Source organism: Pantoea sp. B9002, assembly GCF_013385945.1.
Lineage (GTDB): Bacteria > Pseudomonadota > Gammaproteobacteria > Enterobacterales > Enterobacteriaceae > Pantoea.
Genome location: NZ_JACAPA010000021.1, coordinates 17,059 through 35,113, shown reverse-complemented (window position 1 = coordinate 35,113; position 18,055 = coordinate 17,059). Strand labels below are relative to the sequence as shown.

Here is an 18,055-nt window from a genome sequence, read left to right as displayed (position 1 = left end):
AATTATTTCCCTTCAATGGCCTGCTTCAGGCCGATAAATTTGCTGCTGAGAAATTGCAGGCTGGTTTGGTAATCCAGCGAGTTTTTCGAGAACTCGGCCTGCTCAACGTCCAGCGCCACGGTGTTGCCATCGGACGATGGTTGATACGGCACGCGATACTGAATTTCTGGCGAAGAAGTGAACGAACTTTTCAGCATTGAACGTTGCATCTCTGCGGCAAAATCAATATCTTTAGCCTGGTAATTCGGGGTATCCACATTTGCCAGGTTGGCCGTTAACAGCTCTGCTCGCGAAAGTCGAAGCTGTAAGGCGGCGGGATGTGCCCCCAGCGCTTTGTCAAAACTTATCCCCATGTGGTGTTCCTCATCAGTTGCGATTCACACGCTATTAAGCAAACAGCGTGCCAACTTTTAAATCATTGATTTGGTGAGAATTTTATGAACACATTGCGTTTTAACGGGAAGTCGCTTTTCCGCCTGATTCCGCTCAGCCTGCTGATTTTTTCAACGCAGCTTTTTGCCGCGCCTGAAGCGCAAACCGCACGTAAGCAGATCTACAATCAGGCCGTCGCCAACGCGACATCCGACATCCAGCGCATTGCCAAACAGAAAGGCTGGAAAGATTTCAGCAGCAAACTCAACGTCTTTATTCCTACTGAAGTGAGCCGTTTTCAGCGCTGCTCGCGTCCTTTAACCTCGGCCTTACCGGCGGGCGATCGCATGGATCTGGCGCGTCTGCGCTATGACATTCGTTGCGATGGTGCCAACGGCTGGGAAATCGCCGTGACGGTAAAACCGGATGTTTATCTGCCAATTCTGGTGGCGAAAAACATGCTGGAGCGCGGCAAACTGCTGGCACCCAGCGATGTGGAAATGAAGAAGCGCAATATCGTGGGCCTGCGTGACGGCTTTCTGACGAATCCCGACGATGCGGTTGGTTTTACGCTGAAGAAACGGGTGCGTGAGTTGCAGGCGATCGCCCCGGCGCATCTCGATCAGCCGGTATTGATCGAACGCGGTCAGCAGATCGTGATGATCGCCGAGCAGGATGGCGTGCAGGCGAAGATGATGGGCGAAGCGCTGAAGAAAGGCCGTAAAGGCGACATCATTAAAGTGCGCAATCTGCAAAGCCAACGTGTGGTGAGCGCGCGCGTTGACGATCGCGGCGTGGTGCGCATGTTGGTGGCGCCGGGCAATCCCTAAAAGCGGAATTTAAGTTTCCGCTGGGCAGTGTCGTTGTGCTCAGGTATGCCGTAATCGACCCGAGACATATGACCATGAAAATCACCCGTAATGAGACTGGCATTGCGCCAGTTGCTAAATCTGTTACTACATCGCTGAACGACGCCTCTGTTGCTACCAAAAATCAACCCGCAGCAGTGCGCAGCGACAAGACCGAGCAAGGTCCAATGCAGGCTGCGCAGCAGCAGCTGCGTGAAATGCCAGAAGTGGACGCGACCTTTGTCAGCGCCATGCAGGACGCGTTGAAATCTGGTCGTTTACAGGTGGATACCGATACGCTGGCGCAGGCCATGATGGACTTTTATCGCTCATGAACAGCACCGCGGAACGCGTAAAAACGCTGCTGCGTGATATCAAACAGGATACGCAGCACTACGATGCGCTGACGGCACTTTTGCAGCAGCAGCGTGAAGCGATGATCGCCTGTGATGCGATTAACCTGCAGTCGGTAAATGAGCAGTTGCTGGCTATTTATCAGCAGTTGCACGGTTCGGCGCAGCGCCGCAGCGAAACTTTGCAGGCGTTGAAGCTGGCTTCCGATAGCCGTGGCATCAGCCAGCTTATGCCGTACCTGCCTGCCGCGCTGGCACAGCAAGCGGAAAGCTGGTGGCGCACGCTGGAACTCAGCGCGTTATCTTGTCAGCAGATGAACGAGCGCAACGGTTTGTTGTTATCCATGCAGCAGGAGACGCTGGGTTCATTGACCGGACAAGGCGAGCAAAACTTCCTGTATCAACGATAACCGCCCGCTTATTGCATAAAAAAAGTCGCCAGATTGGCGACTTTTTTGTTTTCTGGAGCAAATAAAGCGGCCATCAATGGCAGTAATGCCAATCGGTTAAGCACCGCGTCAAACCGACGCACATTTCGTAGCGGCGCGATTTATCGCGCAATGAATTGCGCCGCTACAATGTGCGCGCTCAGTGATTTGTTTTTTCAGCGCTTAACTGACAAGCATTAAGCCAGCCATGTCGGTCGCTTCATTTACTTCAGCAGTGACAGCCCAATCAACAGCGCATTATCTTCGCTCAACACCGACAGCGATTGACGTTCCCAGGCGGCAAACAGCGCGGCCAGCGTGGCATCATCCAGCTCACACTGTTCCGTCAGCAACAGCGCGATGATCACCTGCATACCAAACACACGCTGGCACAACTGCAGAAACGCCGTTTCCCACTGCGCATCAGATGTGCCGGGGAACACGCCGTGATAGGCGTGCCACAGCAAATAGTTACGCCATACATCGGCCATCTGCTGCATCACGCTTTGCACCTGCGCATCTTCACGCAGTTCCGCCAGCAGCGGTAACAGCTGTGCATCACTCAGCATGGCTAACTCATTCAGTTTCATCACCAGCGTCATGCCGGTGAGCGGATCGAGGTTAGCATCCAGCTCAACCTGCGCCAGCTGACGCAGTGCAGCTAACGGATAAGCATCAATCTGCGGCAACGTAGCAAAGGCTTCCGCCAGCAGTCCGCTGTTCATCAACGCCAGCAGCTCCTCACCCACCTGCTGAATCTCATCCACTTCCTGCAGTTGCTGGCATTTGCTTAGCAGCACGCCCGCCGCGTAGAGCTTCTCTGCCAGCGGCGCTTCTTCGTTGCCCAGCAGGAAAATGGCTTGCTGATTAAGCATCTGCAAGCGCGAGCAGAGTGCTGGCGCATCCAGCGCCGCGGCCAGCGTATGCTGTAAGGCGAAGGCATCGACATCAAATAAAATCGCCGATGCGGCAGCATCACAACGCAGATCGGCGCTGGCACGCTGCTCTTCACGCCAGCGAAGTTGCTGCAGTGGCTTGTCGCCGTTGCAGCCGGCGCAGCGGCACTGCCAGGGTTGCGCCTGCAGGCGAGTCACATATTCCGGGGTATAACTGTTTGCGGTATTCATGGTTGCTCCTGTGCACCGACATGCGGCACGACACCTAATTTACGGAAAAAGCGCGCGGTACATGCCTGCCCATCGTCATCTTCACTGCGGAAGAACATGCTGGGATAGAGGGCAAACCAGCGCAGGTCCGCAGTATTGAGATAACCAGCTGCTGTCAGCTGATCCTGTAAACGTTCGATTAAGGGTGCATACGCCTGCTGATTCACACAGCAGGCCAGATGCGGCAGCGATTGCACGGTGGCGCTAATCACGCCTTCCAGCTGGCTGAGTAAATGGCCCGCCTCAATTTCGGCGGCCAGATGAAAACCGTCCCACGCAATGTGGTCAAGCGCGCGCAGCAGGCGATTGAGTGCATCGATGCAACGCTGCTGACGCACCCAATCAAGGCGGCTGTCGAGCAGCAAATAGTTTGGCCACTGCTCGCGCTGGGCACGTTGCGTCACGGCCAAATGCGTCAGGCGCGAATCGTTCTCCACGGGCGCCATCTGCTCCAACTGCGCCAGCGACAAACCGGCATCCAGCAGTCTTTGGCTAAACGCGGTTAGCAGGTTGGCGTCATCGCCCACCAGCACCACGCGATGGAAAAAGGCCCAGTTCGGCTGTTGTGATAACGGGGCCTGATGCAGGCGCTGATAAAACTTGCGCAAAAACGAGTCAGGTACCGCTTCATCCAGCGTGACGCGCTGGGCTTCACAACTGCCGAGGACAAAATCTTTGTCGAAGGTATTGCTGCTGTGCGACACGCAGAGAATCGAGCGCCACGGATCGAGCAGCAGCACCGGCGCGGTGAAGTGATTAGTGAACCCCAGCTCTTCGCCTAAGGTGGCACTATCGTCGTAACGGTGCTTTTTCAGGAAGTTACGATGATAAGCAAAGGTGCCATTTAACACGTTACGCGCCCCGTTATCGCTGCTCATAAAGATGCGATTAACGTGGCTGTACCAAATTGGAATCACGTTACACGCGGCAAAGGACGCATTGTTACGGCGCATTTCGTTGATGGTGTAACTGAGCTTATCGGCGCGATAAAAATCATCATCGTCCATACAAACGATGTACTCGCCACGCGCCAGTTCATTTACCCGGTTGCGCTTGGCGCCAATCGTCATGCGCTCGCTGAGATGGTAATAGCGGATCAGCTCCGGATGCGGCGAGTAGCGCGTCAGCGAGGCGATAAGATCGGCATTGCTCTCAGGTGAATCGTCGAGGATCACCAGTTCACGGCGATCGGCCGGATAATCCTGATACTGGAACATGTAGAGCAGATAAGGCAGAAACTCGCGGCGGTTCCACGTTGGCGTCACCACGCTGATAAACGGCAGTTCGCCCCTTTTCAGCGGCTGACGCTTGCTCATCAATTGGTTAAACAGCGGGTTGCTCATGCGAATTTTCCTCGATTGCGCAGCCAGCACTGCATGGCCTGCGCATCAGTGAGTTTCTGCTGCTGTTGTTGACGCGCCTGTGCCAGCGCCTGCTGCTGTTGCTCCAGCACCAGCGACACGGTTTTCTCCTGACACGCATGGCTGATCAGCTCGGTTTGCAGTTCGTCCTGCTGTTTTTCCGCCAGTGCCGACGCCTGCGTCTGCCAATCAATCACGCGCTGAATATTGGTTTTATAACGCGCCAGATTGCTGAGCTGCGTGGCATTTGCCCCTTCTGTGCCGGTGCCGCCGCCCAAACGATTGAGCGCCGAAATATTATTCTGATAGCGCTGCACCAGTTGCTTTTGCTGCGCCAGCTGGCTGCTGAGATCGTTCACTTTGCGCTCGCGCATTTCGCGCAGCTGCGTCAGGGTGGCGATCATTTTTTGTTTTCTGATCATGCCTTGCCTTATGCCTGGCTCAGGGCCAGCAGGTCATTAATGGATTGCGCCAGCGCGGCAGGTTGATCCACCGTCTGACACAGGAAACTGGTAATTGCTGGCTGCAAACGCACCGCGCGATCGGCCTGCGCATCAACGCCTGCAACATAGCCGCCCAGCGGCAGCAGCGGTTTGATCGCCATGTAATCGGCGTACAGCTGCTTGAGCGTACGCGCTGCCAGCTGGTGATCTTTGTCGGTGATTTGGCTCATGCAGCGGCTGATGCTTTGCCCGATATCGATCGCCGGATAGTGGCCCGATTCGGCCAGCGCACGCGTTAACACAATGTGGCCATCCAGCACCGCACGCGCGCAGTCAACGATCGGATCCTGCTGGTCATCACCTTCTGCCAGCACGGTGTAAATCGCGGTCATGCTGCCGGTCGAGGCGCTGTTACCTGCGCTCTCCACCAGCTTGGGAATGATGCCAAACGCCGAAGGCGGATAGCCTTTGGTGGCCGGCGGTTCGCCGAGTGACAGCGCAATTTCACGCTGCGCCATGGCGTAACGCGTCAGTGAATCCACCAGCAGCAGCACGTCATAACCGGCATCGCGATACCACGCCGCCAGCGTGTGGCACAGTTCGGTAGCTTTCATGCGCATCAGCGGCGATTCGTCTGCCGGCGCAGCCACTACCACCGATTTCGCCATGCCCGCCGGGCCGAGCGAGTGATCGATAAACTCTTTTACTTCGCGGCCACGTTCGCCAATCAGACCGACGATCACCACCTGCGCATTGGTGCTGCGGGTGATCATGCCAAGCAGCACGCTTTTGCCCACACCCGAACCGGCCATTAAGCCGACGCGCTGGCCTTTACCGATGGTCAGCAGCCCGTTGATGGCGTTGACGCCCACATCCAGCGGTTCCGCCACGGCTTTACGCGTCAGCGGATGGATTTGTGTTGGCTGCGAAGGCAGCACATCATCGCCACCGAGCTTGCCTTTGCCGTCGATCGCTTCGCCCAGGCCGTTAACCACGCGCCCAAGCCAGCTTTCGCCAATCAGGATGTCGCTCTGTTTTTCCTGGGGAAAAACCCGGGCGCCAGCCATCAGCCCTTCCGGGCTTTTGAACGGCATCAGCCAGGTGACATCACGATCGAATCCCACCACCTGCGCGGCCAGCAGCGAGCCATCAGCCTGCTCTACGTTGCAGCGCTGGCCGACGGCTAAGCGGCAGCCGACGCTTTCCAGCAGGATGCCGTTAACGCGCACCAGCCGTCCGGCGACGCGCGCCAGCGGAATGTTTTCCAGCGATTGCAGTAGGTTGTTGAAGGATTGCGTCATGATGGTTCCTGTTGGTTTGGTGCGGCCTGTCCCTCACCCCAGCCCTCTCCCGCAAGCGGGAGAGGGAGCATATTGTCCCCTCTCCCTGTGGGAGAGGGTTAGGGTGAGGGCATCCAGCCGCAGCGCACTTACAAATTCTCCTGCAGCACACTCATGCACTGGCTCAAACGCTGATTGCAGCCGATATCCATCTCACTGGCATCGGTAACAATGCGGCACTCGCCGGGCTCCATTTCGCTATCAGCAACTAAGCCCCAGCTTTTCACCTTCTTCGGCTCCAGCTCTTTGATGCGGCTGAACTCTTCCGCATTCATCAACACCCGCAGCTGTTTTGGCCGCTCCGGCAAGCTGGTCAGCGCTTCATCCACCAGCGCCAGCAGCTGCGAAGGCTGCAATGCCAGCTCAACGCGGATCACCTGGCGCGTCACTTTCTCGACCAGCGCTAACAATTCGCTTTTGCGGCGCTCTTCGTGTTCATCCAGCTGCTGCTGCAACTGTCTGCTCAACGCATCCAGCGGCTCGCCGGCGCTTAAAAAGTGCTCCAGCGCCTGCTGCTTGCCGGCGTCAAAACCCTGCTGCTTACCTTCAGCACGCCCGCGCTCAACGCCTTCCTCATAACCCTGGCTGCTGCCCTGCTCTAAACCCTGAGCAAAACCATCGCTGATGCCCTGCTGAAAGCCATCCATCAGCTGCTGTTGCAGCGTCGCCGCATCAGCGGGCACGCCGGATTCGTCACCGCGCTGCCAGGCTTTGCGCAGCGGGGGAAACTGATGCAAACGCATCTGTTTGCTGGTCATCGCTTACTCCACCGTTTGTTCGCTAAACAGCTGAATCTGGATCTCGCCGCTTTCCGCCAGTTCACGCACGCGCGTCATGATCTCTTTGCGCACCTGCTCAATACGGCTGATCGGCACAGGACCGAGGCGCGAAGTGGTGTTCTGCAGCAGCTGCACCTGACGGCGCGGCATGGCATCGTAAATCGCCTGGCTCAACATCGGCTCGGTGCCTTTCAGCGCCACCGCCCATTGATCCATCGGCACCTCTTCTAGCAGACGCTGAAGTACCGCACTGTTCTGACGGCTGAGGATAAAGAACTCGTACATTTCGCTTTTCAGCTCATCCACCACCGCTTCATCACGCATTTCCAGCTGCGCCAGCAGCGCCTGCTGATTGCCGCTGATACGGTTAACGATGTTGGCGGCCTGACGCATGCCCTGCACTTTCGAACCGTGTTCCGATAACACCGCCACGCCGCGATCGATCAGGCGATCGAGCTCATCCACCACGTCGCGGTTGATGTCATCAAGACGCGCCACGCGATAGAGGATTTCGTCCTGACGCGATTCGTCGAGCTGCGCCAGCACGCCAGCGGCGACATCCGGCGGCAGGAAGGCGAGAAAGACCGCCTGCAACTGCAGATGTTCCTGGGCGATCATCGCCGCCAGCTGCGGCGTATCGACCCACTGCAACCGCGCCATACGGTGACGAATCTCATCGCCGTAGATGCCGTTGATTACGCTGCGGGCGATTTCACCGCCCAGCGCGCGTTCAAGGATGTTGCGCAGATAGCTGCGCGATGCGCCGTTAATGCCGCTTTGTTCGCGGTATTCCTGGAAAAAGTTGTTCATCGCCAGACGAGCATGCGTCAGCTTGACGCCATGCAGGCGCGCCATGGTTTCCGACAGGCGCAGCACTTCTTCACGGCTCATCTTGCTCATCACCTGCGCTGCGGCTTCTTCGCCGATGCTCAGCAGCACGATGGCGGCCTGCTCCAGACGCGAACGCACCTTGGTGGTCTGGTCGCTGCTTTTGCTATTTTTACTTTCTGTTGCTTCGCTCATTGCTGCTGATCCATTGTTTCAACACTTCGGCGACGCGATCGGTTTCGCTCTGCGCCAGGTTTTGGAGATGATTGATTTTGGTTTCGAGGCCAGAGCTCTGCGGCGGTAAGTTGTCATCGCCGTTAAAGCTGTTGCCAGGCAGTACCGGTGTATCGTCTTCCGCTTCGGCCACGGTGGCTGGCAGCGCAGTGCTGGCTTCAGACACCTCGTTGACGGCCGGCTGGCGCGCTACACGACGCATCATCGGCAGCAGACCAAACAGAATCACCAGCAGTGCCAGCAGACCAATGCCGCCGCGCTCCGCCCACAGCAGCGTGCTATCGCGTTCCCACCATGGCAGCGCATCTTCGGGTTGCACTTCCGGCTGATTAAAGGCCAGCAATGCCAGCGATAATTCATCCCCGCGCTCGCTATCGATACCGGCAGCTTTGGTCAACAAGGCGTTAATTTGCGTTTGGTTATCCGCCGTCCAGCCCTGCACCACCGCCGCGTTTTGATTCAGCACCACGGCCACGGTCAGTTTCTGCACCTGATAACCCTGATGTTTGATATGGCGGACATCGCGATCCCAGTTGAACTGGCGCTGTGCCTGATTACGCGAGGACAACTGCGGCTGCGCGTTGTTCTGCGCGGGCGCATTGGCCGGACGGTTGCTGAGCGAACCCGGAATACCGACCGCCAGCTGCTCGGTGGTGTTGTCCTGCGCCAGCTGCTCACTCGCCACACGCGGTTCGTTAAGGAAGCGTTCCTGCGTCTCTTCGACCTGGCTGAAGTCAACGCGCGGCACCACGCTTACGCGGAAGTTTTCATGTCCCAGCACCGGCACCAGCAGATTGGCGATGTTACGTTCCACCTGTTCACGCATCTGCTGCACCATCTCGCCGCTGTTACGCAGGCCGGTGCGGCCATTCAGCTGGTCAGCGATATTCGCCGACAGCAGCGCGCCTTTTTGATCGACCACGCTTACCAGTTCGGCCTTCATGCCCGGTACGCTGTTCGCCACCAGGCTCACCACCGCGCCAACCTGTTCGTCGCTGAGTTGACGACCATATTTCAGGCGCAGAACCACGGAAGCGGTGCTGTTCGGTTTATTGGAAAGGACAAACGAGCTGGTTTCCGAAATGCCGAGATGCACGCGGGCAAACTCAACGCTGTCCAGCGCCATGATGCTCTGCGCCAGTTCGCCTTCCATGCTGCGGCGCAGACGCACGTTCTGCACGAACTGGCTGCTGCCGAGCATCTCTTCTTTATCCATCAGCTCGTAGCCGTCAGGCGTGGCTGCGCGGATGCCTTTCGCGGCTAGCGCCATACGCGCCTTGGGCAAATCACCTTCGCGCACCAGCACCATGCCGCTGTCGGGCGCGACGCGATAATTCAGTCCTTCACCGCTCAGCGTGGCCACCACTTCGGACATCGGCAGGTTCTCCTGCGTGCCGAACAACGTGGTCCACTTGTTATTGCTCTGCCACAGCAGCGCCACGATCACCGCGGTGATTACCGCTGCAATCGCCGCCGGGAGCAGCCATTTTTTCACTATCGCCTGCAGGTTCGCAGGCAACAGCGCTTGTAATTTATCCAGCACGTCTCAACTCCATTTACATTGGGCTATTGATGACTTCATCGAAGCCCTGTTGCAGCTTGTTACGCACCTGCATCAGCGCCGAGAACGCCACACTGGCTTTCTGACTTTCGATCATCGCGCCACTCAAATCATCGCTCAGGCCCATATCGATGGCCGTTTGCTTCTGCGAAGCGACATGCTGCTGGCGGTCAACGCTGCCGACGGCACCCTTCAGCACATCGGTGAAACTCGGGGTGCTAAGCGAAGCCATTTGACCGGCTGGCGCGATTGGGCTGGTTTGTGCCTGCAGCTGCATACGTTGCATCTCGGCCATCATGTTGCCCTGCACGCCGATAGCGGGAAGTTTGTCTAACATTGCGTAGTTCTCTTTTATCAGGCGCAGCCGAGGTCAAAGCCCTGCTCGCGCATGGAGGCCAGTCGATAGCGCAGCGCGCGTGGAGTAATGCCAAGAAACTCGGCGGTTTTGGATTTGTTGCCCTGATGGCGTTTCAGCAAATCAAGGATGTACTGCGATTCGGCGCGACGACCATGACTCTTAATCTGGCATTCGTCGGCGTTGGCGGCGTCGCCCAGCTGCTGCACCATCACTTCTGGCAACAAGGTGGTGCTGACTTTCAGGTTGAAGCAGCCCGCGTGCAGATCGCCATCGGCGCACATAATCAGGCCGCGCTGCATGATGTTTTCCAGCTCACGCACGTTGCCCGGCCAGCTGTAATTTTCCAGCGCCTGGCGGCCACATTCGGTGATGCGCGGTTGGTGTTTAACGAAAGCCTTATATTTTTCGATAAAGCGTTCCGCCAAAGGCAGGATGTCTGCGGTACGTTCACGCAGCGGCGTGATGTGCATTGGCACCACCGACAGACGATAGAACAGGTCCTGACGAAAACGCCCTTCGGCGATCTCCACTTCCAAATCTTTATTAGTAGAAGCAATTAAACGGATATCGAGCGGAATCTTTTTATGGCTGCCGAGGCGCTCAACTTCCTGCTCCTGTAATACACGCAGTAATTTAACCTGCAGCGCTAATGGCATATCACCGATTTCATCCAGTAATAATGTGCCACCGTTGGCTAATTCAAATTTACCTGGCTGGCTACTGACCGCGCCGGTAAACGCGCCTTTTTCATAACCGAATAAAATCGCTTCCAACATATTTTCTGGAATCGCCGCACAGTTAACACCGACATAAGGTGCCGAAGCGGGAAATGCGTGTTGATGGATATACTTCGCCACACACTCTTTACCGGTGCCAGTTTCACCGGTAATTAATACCGGCACATTGAATTTTGCTACACGTTGCGCCAGTGCAAACAGATTCACACTCGATGAAGCCTGAGCGATAAAACGATCATCATTATTCTTTTGCATTGAGTCAGCCATATTCATAATGAAAAATTTCCTGAACACCGAGTAAGAGGCTCATCTATATAAGGAGAAGAGTTGCCTTTATTACGTATGACATTTCATACGTTTTCCGAAGGTGAAAGCCAGACTATTCGTTATTAAGAATCGGCTTATCTCAAGCCAGGTAAAGATGTCGAATTGCTGGTTCCGCCTGTGTTGTGCGCTGAGTATACGTATCGGACTATTCCTAGCTAGCATCTTCGCAATATTAAAACATTAATCTATATTTATTAGTAACTTAACAAATTTAATTAATCTTAATTGCCGTTTTCAATTAATGGATTAATAAGTTTTCGCATCTTGTTTTAATCAGACAGAAACGTTTTAATTTGCACCAGAGAAAACATCTCGCTTAAAAAGATTAGAAGATTCCTATATCAGCAAATTCTTGAGATTTAAGACGTGACTGATAAGGAGAATCGCCAGCGGGATCGCATTCATTCTATTAAAGACAGGTTCGCCCTGACAGACGGAAGCATGAAGATGCGCACGAAATCCAATCGGATGAGAATTTATACCCCAGAAAATCAGCCTGAGCTGATGAAACTGGAAGTCAATAAACTCGGTCGCCCTTATCACAAGGTGCCGAAAGTATTTAAAGATAATAGCGATCGCTTAGACGCCAAGCTGGGTATCTATTTTCTGAAGAAGTTTCGTGTCGATGTCAGTTTGCGCGATATGCAATTTCAGATGGATTGTGCGGTTAAACAAGCCACCATTTTCAGCAGTGAATTGGGCAACCTGGCGTTTCGCCTCGACCGCACCTTATTGCTGAATATATTGCACGACTATTACGGTTTATCTCGCGATGACCAGCATGAGTTAACCGCCGATAATTTTCCGGTCACTAAAACGGAAGAGCGTCTGCAAATGAAACTGGCCAGCGAGCTGGTGCATTTAATTTGCGGTGACGAGTTATTTACCGAAGCGCTGACCATTAAACCGGACCCGGCATCGTTATTAACGCAATGGTCTTACCGCGTGGATTTTTTCCTCGACGGTTACAGCAACGGCAATTTCTCGCTGCTGCTGGATGCCGCGCACGTTGACCGTTTACTCAGCACGCTGCGCCAACCTGCGGAGGCGAATCGCAACACGCCGGTGCCAACCAGTCCGCACAGCTTTAAGCAGCTGCCGGTGCGCCTGCGTGGGCGCTTGGCCACGCTGCCAATGACGGTAGCGGACCTGGCGCGTCTGAAGCCTGACGATGTACTGCCTTTTGCCATGAATGACCGCATTCCACTGCTGGTGGGCGATCAACCGCTGTTTAGCGCCGTAATCTGCGAAGAGCGCGGCAAACTCTTTTTCTCCGAATTCAGTGACCGTACGAGTGAATAACATGAGCGATTTAAACGATTTAGCCACTGCGCTGGACCTCGATTTTAACCTGGAAAACCAGCCTGAAACCACCGAAGTGGCCGAGCCCGCAGCAGCAGTAACGCGTGACGCGCCGCGCAATCTGGCGCTGTTCAGCCGCATTCCGGTGACGCTGACGCTGGAAGTGGCGTCGGTTGAGATCTCTCTCGCCGACCTGATTGGTGTGGGCAACGATTCGGTCATCGAACTGGATAAACTGGCCGGTGAACCGCTGGACGTGAAAGTGAACGGCATTCTGTTTGGTAAAGCCGAAGTGGTGGTGCTGAACGATAAATATGGCCTGCGCCTGATTGAGTTCAACAACAGCGATCTTAGCGAACTGGCGGGCTAATAATGATGCGCAATTCCGGCTGGATTAAAGGAGGGCTGGCGCTGGCTGGCCTGCTGCTGGTGCCTTCACTGGCACTGGCAGAACAGAACGGACTGCCGTTGTTCTCTGCTGTGCCCTCCGCCAATGGCGGCCAGGAGTACAGCGTAAAAGTTGAAATTCTGATTCTGATGACGCTGCTCGGCTTGCTGCCGATCATGATGCTGATGATGACCTGTTTTACCCGCTTTATTATTGTGCTGGCGCTGCTGCGTCAGGCGATTGGCCTGCAGCAGAGCCCGCCGAACAAAGTCCTGACCGGCATCGCGCTGGTGCTGACGCTGCTGGTGATGCGTCCGGTGTGGACCAACGTTTATGACAACGCGGTTGTTCCTTATCAGAACAATGAGATCAGCCTGCAACAGGCGCTGAGCACCGGTCAGGTGCCGCTGAAAAAGTTCATGCTGTCGCAAACCCACAGCACCTCGCTGGCGCAGATCATGACTATTGCGAACGCGACCGGCGAGCCGGAAGCGCAGGATCTCACCATCATCGCGCCGGCCTTTGTGCTGAGCGAGCTGAAAACCGCCTTTAAAATTGGCTTCATGATCTACATCCCGTTCCTGGTGATCGACCTGATCGTCTCCAGTATTTTGATGGCGATGGGGATGATGATGCTGTCACCGCTGATTGTTTCGCTGCCGTTCAAACTGATTCTGTTTGTGCTGTGTGACGGTTGGTCGCTGGTTGTCGGCACGCTGACGCAGAGCGTACAGGGGCTGGGATTATGATGAATATCGACGTCGCTGGCGACATTCTGGCGCAAGGTCTGAAGCTGGTGCTGATGATCTCCGCCGTGGCCATCGTACCGAGCCTGATTACCGGCCTGCTGGTGAGTATTTTCCAGGCCACCACCCAGATCAACGAACAGACGCTGAGCTTTCTGCCGCGTCTGATTATGACGCTGCTGGTGCTGGTGTTTGCCGGTAAATGGATGCTGACGCAGCTGATCGATTTCACCCAGCTGATCTTTCAGCAAGCCGCGCAGCTAGTAGGCTAACGATGGATATCGCCATCAACGACCTGATCCAACCGATCTTCGCGCTGTGGCTGCCTTTCGTGCGCATCTATGCCTTTATGCACTTTTGCCCGCTGCTGGATAACCGGGCTTTTTCACGCAAGGCCAAACTCGGTCTGGCGCTGCTGCTGAGCATTATTATGACGCCGATGCTGGCGCATAACGTGGTGCTGCGTGACCTGATGTCGGTGCAGAGTTTGATTCTGACCGGCGAACAAATTCTCTGGGGCTTCCTGTTTGGCCAGATGCTGTGGTGGACCTTCTGGGCGCTGCAGACGGCAGGCAATATTTTGTCGATGAACATGGGCCTCGGCATGGCGGTGATGAACGATCCGGCCAGCGGCAGTTCCACCATGGTGATTTCACAGATTATTCAGGTGTGGGCTGCGCTGCTGTTCTTCAGCATGGATGGGCATTTGCTGCTGATGTCGATTCTCTTTACCGGCTTTACCTACTGGCCGATTGGCCAGGCGATTAATGAGATTTCCCTGCGCACGCTGTCGGGCGGCGTTGGCTGGATCTTCAGCGGCGCGCTGCTGCTGGCGATGCCTACGGTGATCATCATGATGCTGGTGCAAGGCGTATTTGGCCTGCTGAACCGCATTTCACCGACGCTGAACCTGTTCGCGCTGGGCTTCCCGATCAGCATGCTGTTCGGCCTGTTCTGCTTCACCTTGCTGATTGGCAATGTCGGCAGCCACTACCTTGAGCTCACTAATCAGGTGCTCGGCATGCTGGAAAAAATGAGGAGCTACTGATGGCCGATGCAGGAACAGGCGATAAGAGCGAAAAACCCAGTCCGGGGAAACTGCGCAAAGCGCGTGAGAAAGGCGACATTCCCCGCTCTAAAGAGGTGAACCTGGCGGTCAGTCTGGTGATGGCGCTGGTGATGATGGGTCTGTTTTTTCCCTATTACCGGGAGTTAATCCAGGCGTCGTTTCAGGCGGTAAGCCAGATGGCCGATCGCATCCAGGATGACGGCGCGCTGCACCAGTTCATGCTGACGCAGGTGCTGATCATCATGAAATTTATCGCCACGCTGATCCCAATCCCGTTCGCCGCCGCCATTTCAACGCTGGTGCCGGGCGGCTGGATCTTTGTACTGACACGTATTAAGCCGGATCTTAAAAAACTCAGCCCGATCAGCGGCGTGAAGCGCATGTTCTCGATGCAGCACTACGTTGATGTACTGAAGATGATCGCCAAGTGTTTGCTGATCCTCGCGCTGTTGTGGAGCACCATCAAAGGCAACCTGACCGAGATGATGGGTCTGCAAGGCTTGTTTTTACGCGACTCCATCCATCAGGGGCTGCAACTGTTCGAGTCGATGATGCGGCTGTTTATCATCACCATCGTGCTGTTCGCGGTGATCGACTTACCGCTGACCAAATTCTTCTTCACGAAAAAAATGAAGATGTCGAAGAAAGAGGTGCGCGATGAGCACAAGAACAACGAAGGAAATCCGCAGGTAAAAGGCCGTATTCGTAACCTGCAACGTCAGATGGCGATGGGCCAGATTAACAAGCAAGTACCGCTGGCGGATGTGGTGATCACCAACCCAACGCACTTCGCGGTGGCGCTGAAATACGATCCGAAAAAAGCCGCCGCACCGTACGTGGTAGCTAAAGGTGTTGATGACGTCGCGCTCTATATTCGTAGCGTGGCCGGTAAACACAAAATTGATGTGGTGGAGTTTCCGCCACTGGCGCGTGCTGTTTATCACAGCACGCGTATCAACCAACAAATTCCTGCAGCCCTGTTCCGTCCGATTGCACAGGTGCTGACTTACGTGATGCAACTGCAAACCTGGCGCACCGGTCAGGGTGAAAAACCTCGGCTGGATACCCAACTGCCGAACTTAGATGAGGTAATGAAAGCTCATGAGCCAACTTAAAACGCGCCAGTTCACACAACTGCTGCGCCAGGCCCACATCGGCGTGCCAGTGCTGCTGCTCAGCGTGCTGGCGATGGTGATTTTGCCGCTGCCGCCGATTGTGCTGGACGTGTTATTCACCTTTAACATCGTGCTGGCGATCATGGTGCTGCTGGCGAGCGTGAACAGTAAACGCCCGCTGGATTTCTCCATCTTCCCAACCATTTTGCTGATCACCACGCTGATGCGTCTGACGCTCAACGTGGCTTCAACGCGCGTGGTGCTGCTCGACGGTCACGAAGGCGTCGGCGCCGCCGGTAAGGTGATTGAAGCCTTCGGTAACGTGGTGATTGGCGGTAACTTCGTCGTCGGCTTTGTGGTGTTCATCATCCTGATGATCATCAACTTTGTGGTGGTGACCAAAGGTGCTGAGCGTATCTCCGAAGTATCGGCGCGCTTTACCCTCGATGCGTTGCCGGGCAAACAGATGGCGATCGATGCCGATCTGAATGCCGGTTTGATCAATCAGGAACAGGCCGGTCTGCGCCGTAAAGATGTCGCCAACGAAGCTGACTTCTACGGCGCGATGGACGGTGCCTCGAAGTTCGTGCGCGGAGATGCTATCGCCGGGATCATGATCCTGATGATCAGCGTGATCGGCGGGATTTTGATCGGCGTGTTCAAGCACGGTTTACCGGCGGGACAAGCGTTCGAACAGTATGTCCTGCTGACCATCGGTGATGGTTTGGTGGCGCAGATTCCATCGCTGCTGCTGTCGACCGCAGCGGCGATTATCGTGACGCGCATCAGTGACGGCGCGGACATGGGCGATGACATCAAGTCACAGCTGCTGGCACGTCCGGGCACGCTGTATACCGCCGCCGCCGTGATGTTTGTGCTGGCGATTGTGCCGGGCATGCCGCATCTGGTGTTCCTGATCTTTTCCGCTATGCTGCTGTTCGCTGCCTGGCGTCAAAGCCGTGGCGTGAAAGCGCCGACGCAAGATCACCACGATATGGAAGCGATCAACCAGGCGCTGACGCAGCCGGAAGATCAGCCCGCCATCGGTTGGGACAATATCCCGATGGTTGAGCCGATCGGCCTGAATCTCGGCTATAAGCTGGTGACGCTGGTGGATAAAGGTAAAGGTGCGCCGCTGACGCTGCGTATGCGCGGCGTGCGACAAGTGGTGTCGGAAACCAGCGGCGTGCTGCTGCCGGAAATCGCCCTGCGCGAGGATTTCCACCTCAAGCCGGCGCAGTATGCGATCAAGATCAACGGCGTACGTACTGCCGTCGGTGAAGTGCATGCCGATCGTCTGATGGCGATCCCAACGCCGGAACAGTACGGTGAAATCGATGGGGTATTGGATACCGATCCGGCTTACGGCATGGCGGTGACGTGGATTCTGCCCGAGCAGAAAGCCAAAGCGCTGAATCTGGGTTATCAGGTAGTGGATTGCGCCAGCGTGGTGGCTACGCATGTGAATAAAGTGGTGCGCGAGAACCTGCCCGAGCTGTTTAACTACGATGACATTACCCAGCTGCATCAGCGTCTGGCGAACGTGGCGCCTAAGCTGTCGGAAGATGTGAATGCGGCGGTGAACTACAGCTTGCAGTTGAAGGTGTATCGCCTGCTGCTGAACGATCAGGTGTCGCTGAAAGACATTACTACTATCGCCACAACGTTGCTGGAGAGCGCGGCGATTACCAAAGATCCGATTCTGCTGACTTCCGATGTGCGCTTCGCCCTGCGTCGCGCCATGGTGGCGGCGATTGCGCCAGACAACAAACCATTGTCGGCTTATACGCTGGAGAACAGCCTGGAGAACCTGCTGCTGGCGGCGCTGAATCAGGCGCAGCAAGCCGGTAAAGTGGCGCTGGATAGCTTCCCGGTTGATCCAAATATCCTGACGCAGCTGCAGAGCACGCTGCCGGTGATGATGGAGCAGCTGAAAGCGCAGAACCTGACGCAAGTGCTGCTGGTGACGCCGCAATTGCGTCCGCTGATTGCGCGCTACGCCCGTCTGTTTGCTAATGGCTTGAATGTGCTGTCGTATAACGAAGTACCGGATGATGCGAATTTGCAGATTGTGGGGCAGGTAAGTTAGATCGTGCTGGCTGTACCAGATCGTGCTCGCTGTCCCAGATTGTGCTCGCTGTCCCCCATCCCGGCCTTCCCCCGCTTGCGGGGGAAGGAGATGCTGCCACATGCAGCTTCAGAACTAACATATGGCAGCATCTTCCTCCCCCATTTATGGGGGAGGACCGAGGAGGGGGACACCGAGCACAGACCGAGGAGGGGGACACCGAGCACGAGCG

The 18,055-nt window shown here is 55.8% G+C and carries 20 protein-coding genes; 10 read left to right on the top strand and 10 right to left on the bottom strand.

The features are described from left to right. Nucleotides 1-2: 2 nt before the first annotated feature. Nucleotides 3-353, bottom strand: a complete 351-nt coding sequence (locus HX773_RS12650) for a flagellar basal body protein (RefSeq protein ID WP_176971782.1) — start codon at nt 351-353, stop codon at nt 3-5. 84 nt (nt 354-437) lie between these two features. Here HX773_RS12650 and flgA point away from each other — a divergent pair, with 84 nt between their 5' ends. The 3 genes from flgA (at nt 438) to flgN (ending at nt 1,983) form a co-directional block, all read left to right on the top strand. Further along, nucleotides 438-1,202 (top strand): flagellar basal body P-ring formation chaperone FlgA, encoded by a 765-nt coding sequence (flgA, locus tag HX773_RS12645; RefSeq protein ID WP_176971781.1) that lies wholly within the window; start codon nt 438-440, stop codon nt 1,200-1,202. 74 nt (nt 1,203-1,276) lie between these two features. Continuing rightward, nucleotides 1,277-1,555, top strand: a complete 279-nt coding sequence (gene flgM, locus HX773_RS12640; protein ID WP_176971780.1) for a flagellar biosynthesis anti-sigma factor FlgM — start codon at nt 1,277-1,279, stop codon at nt 1,553-1,555. Next, nucleotides 1,552-1,983, top strand: a complete 432-nt coding sequence (gene flgN, locus HX773_RS12635) for a flagellar protein FlgN (protein ID WP_176971779.1) — start codon at nt 1,552-1,554, stop codon at nt 1,981-1,983. The genes flgM and flgN overlap by 4 nt, the downstream gene beginning before the upstream one ends. Nucleotides 1,984-2,225: 242 nt before the next feature. Here the strand turns inward: flgN and HX773_RS12630 are convergent, their stop codons facing one another. The 9 genes from HX773_RS12630 to HX773_RS12590 form a co-directional block, all read right to left on the bottom strand. Beyond that, entirely contained in the window at nt 2,226-3,128 is a 903-nt protein-coding gene (locus HX773_RS12630) for a hypothetical protein (RefSeq protein ID WP_176971778.1), read from the bottom strand. After that, nucleotides 3,125-4,510: a glycosyltransferase family 2 protein gene (locus tag HX773_RS12625; RefSeq protein WP_218168234.1), complete on the bottom strand. Its 1,386-nt coding sequence runs from the start codon at nt 4,508-4,510 to the stop codon at nt 3,125-3,127. The genes HX773_RS12630 and HX773_RS12625 overlap by 4 nt, the downstream gene beginning before the upstream one ends. After that, nucleotides 4,507-4,950, bottom strand: a complete 444-nt coding sequence (gene fliJ / locus HX773_RS12620) for a flagellar export protein FliJ (RefSeq protein ID WP_137386518.1) — start codon at nt 4,948-4,950, stop codon at nt 4,507-4,509. Before fliJ ends, HX773_RS12625 begins: the two co-directional genes overlap by 4 nt. 8 nt (nt 4,951-4,958) lie before the next feature. Continuing rightward, nucleotides 4,959-6,272 (bottom strand): flagellar protein export ATPase FliI, encoded by a 1,314-nt coding sequence (fliI, locus tag HX773_RS12615; RefSeq protein ID WP_176971777.1) that lies wholly within the window; start codon nt 6,270-6,272, stop codon nt 4,959-4,961. A gap of 128 nt (nt 6,273-6,400) precedes the next feature. Next, nucleotides 6,401-7,069 (bottom strand): flagellar assembly protein FliH, encoded by a 669-nt coding sequence (fliH, locus tag HX773_RS12610; protein ID WP_176971776.1) that lies wholly within the window; start codon nt 7,067-7,069, stop codon nt 6,401-6,403. Between the two features lie 3 nt (nt 7,070-7,072). Further along, on the bottom strand, nt 7,073-8,113 hold the full coding sequence (locus HX773_RS12605) for a flagellar motor switch protein FliG (protein ID WP_176971775.1): 1,041 nt from the start codon (nt 8,111-8,113) through the stop codon (nt 7,073-7,075). Continuing rightward, nucleotides 8,091-9,695: a flagellar basal-body MS-ring/collar protein FliF gene (gene fliF / locus HX773_RS12600; protein WP_176971774.1), complete on the bottom strand. Its 1,605-nt coding sequence runs from the start codon at nt 9,693-9,695 to the stop codon at nt 8,091-8,093. The genes HX773_RS12605 and fliF overlap by 23 nt, the downstream gene beginning before the upstream one ends. Nucleotides 9,696-9,708: 13 nt before the next feature. Beyond that, entirely contained in the window at nt 9,709-10,050 is a 342-nt protein-coding gene (locus HX773_RS12595) for a flagellar hook-basal body complex protein FliE (protein WP_176971773.1), read from the bottom strand. Between the two features lie 17 nt (nt 10,051-10,067). Continuing rightward, complete coding sequence (locus HX773_RS12590; RefSeq protein WP_255433211.1) at nt 10,068-11,063, bottom strand: sigma-54-dependent Fis family transcriptional regulator; 996 nt, start codon at nt 11,061-11,063, stop codon at nt 10,068-10,070. A gap of 540 nt (nt 11,064-11,603) precedes the next feature. Between HX773_RS12590 and HX773_RS12585 the strand changes: the two genes are divergently transcribed. The 7 genes from HX773_RS12585 to HX773_RS12555 are packed head-to-tail and all read left to right on the top strand — an operon-like array spanning nt 11,604 to nt 17,844. Beyond that, nucleotides 11,604-12,437, top strand: a complete 834-nt coding sequence (locus tag HX773_RS12585) for a flagellar motor switch protein FliM (RefSeq protein WP_255433210.1) — start codon at nt 11,604-11,606, stop codon at nt 12,435-12,437. Nucleotide 12,438: 1 nt separating this feature from the next. Further along, complete coding sequence (fliN, locus tag HX773_RS12580; protein ID WP_176971770.1) at nt 12,439-12,807, top strand: flagellar motor switch protein FliN; 369 nt, start codon at nt 12,439-12,441, stop codon at nt 12,805-12,807. A gap of 2 nt (nt 12,808-12,809) precedes the next feature. Beyond that, on the top strand, nt 12,810-13,574 hold the full coding sequence (gene fliP, locus HX773_RS12575) for a flagellar type III secretion system pore protein FliP (protein WP_176971769.1): 765 nt from the start codon (nt 12,810-12,812) through the stop codon (nt 13,572-13,574). Further along, a complete protein-coding gene (fliQ, locus tag HX773_RS12570) occupies nt 13,571-13,843 on the top strand; it encodes a flagellar biosynthesis protein FliQ (protein WP_176971768.1) in 273 nt (90 codons plus the stop codon). Before fliP ends, fliQ begins: the two co-directional genes overlap by 4 nt. Nucleotides 13,844-13,845: 2 nt before the next feature. Then, complete coding sequence (gene fliR, locus HX773_RS12565) at nt 13,846-14,619, top strand: flagellar biosynthetic protein FliR (RefSeq protein ID WP_176971767.1); 774 nt, start codon at nt 13,846-13,848, stop codon at nt 14,617-14,619. Continuing rightward, on the top strand, nt 14,619-15,755 hold the full coding sequence (gene flhB / locus HX773_RS12560; protein WP_176971766.1) for a flagellar biosynthesis protein FlhB: 1,137 nt from the start codon (nt 14,619-14,621) through the stop codon (nt 15,753-15,755). The genes fliR and flhB overlap by 1 nt, the downstream gene beginning before the upstream one ends. Further along, nucleotides 15,742-17,844 (top strand): flagellar biosynthesis protein FlhA, encoded by a 2,103-nt coding sequence (locus HX773_RS12555; RefSeq protein WP_176971765.1) that lies wholly within the window; start codon nt 15,742-15,744, stop codon nt 17,842-17,844. Before flhB ends, HX773_RS12555 begins: the two co-directional genes overlap by 14 nt. The last annotated feature ends 211 nt before the right edge of the window (nt 17,845-18,055 follow it).

What these genes read in the sequence shown, in the direction of transcription:
- fliR (WP_176971767.1), top strand. Translation starts at nt 13,846, where the DNA reads ATGGATATCGCCATCAACGACCTGATCCAACCGATCTTCGCGCTGTGG.
- HX773_RS12630 (WP_176971778.1), bottom strand. Translation starts at nt 3,128, where the DNA reads ATGAATACCGCAAACAGTTATACCCCGGAATATGTGACTCGCCTGCAG.
- HX773_RS12650 (WP_176971782.1), bottom strand. Translation starts at nt 353, where the DNA reads ATGGGGATAAGTTTTGACAAAGCGCTGGGGGCACATCCCGCCGCCTTA.
- flgA (WP_176971781.1), top strand. Translation starts at nt 438, where the DNA reads ATGAACACATTGCGTTTTAACGGGAAGTCGCTTTTCCGCCTGATTCCG.
- HX773_RS12585 (WP_255433210.1), top strand. Translation starts at nt 11,604, where the DNA reads ATGAGAATTTATACCCCAGAAAATCAGCCTGAGCTGATGAAACTGGAA.
- fliI (WP_176971777.1), bottom strand. Translation starts at nt 6,272, where the DNA reads ATGACGCAATCCTTCAACAACCTACTGCAATCGCTGGAAAACATTCCG.
- flgM (WP_176971780.1), top strand. Translation starts at nt 1,277, where the DNA reads ATGAAAATCACCCGTAATGAGACTGGCATTGCGCCAGTTGCTAAATCT.
- HX773_RS12605 (WP_176971775.1), bottom strand. Translation starts at nt 8,113, where the DNA reads ATGAGCGAAGCAACAGAAAGTAAAAATAGCAAAAGCAGCGACCAGACC.
- HX773_RS12595 (WP_176971773.1), bottom strand. Translation starts at nt 10,050, where the DNA reads ATGTTAGACAAACTTCCCGCTATCGGCGTGCAGGGCAACATGATGGCC.
- fliJ (WP_137386518.1), bottom strand. Translation starts at nt 4,950, where the DNA reads ATGATCAGAAAACAAAAAATGATCGCCACCCTGACGCAGCTGCGCGAA.
- fliP (WP_176971769.1), top strand. Translation starts at nt 12,810, where the DNA reads ATGATGCGCAATTCCGGCTGGATTAAAGGAGGGCTGGCGCTGGCTGGC.
- fliH (WP_176971776.1), bottom strand. Translation starts at nt 7,069, where the DNA reads ATGACCAGCAAACAGATGCGTTTGCATCAGTTTCCCCCGCTGCGCAAA.
- fliQ (WP_176971768.1), top strand. Translation starts at nt 13,571, where the DNA reads ATGATGAATATCGACGTCGCTGGCGACATTCTGGCGCAAGGTCTGAAG.
- flgN (WP_176971779.1), top strand. Translation starts at nt 1,552, where the DNA reads ATGAACAGCACCGCGGAACGCGTAAAAACGCTGCTGCGTGATATCAAA.
- HX773_RS12625 (WP_218168234.1), bottom strand. Translation starts at nt 4,510, where the DNA reads ATGAGCAACCCGCTGTTTAACCAATTGATGAGCAAGCGTCAGCCGCTG.
- HX773_RS12555 (WP_176971765.1), top strand. Translation starts at nt 15,742, where the DNA reads ATGAGCCAACTTAAAACGCGCCAGTTCACACAACTGCTGCGCCAGGCC.
- fliN (WP_176971770.1), top strand. Translation starts at nt 12,439, where the DNA reads ATGAGCGATTTAAACGATTTAGCCACTGCGCTGGACCTCGATTTTAAC.
- flhB (WP_176971766.1), top strand. Translation starts at nt 14,619, where the DNA reads ATGGCCGATGCAGGAACAGGCGATAAGAGCGAAAAACCCAGTCCGGGG.
- HX773_RS12590 (WP_255433211.1), bottom strand. Translation starts at nt 11,063, where the DNA reads ATGCAAAAGAATAATGATGATCGTTTTATCGCTCAGGCTTCATCGAGT.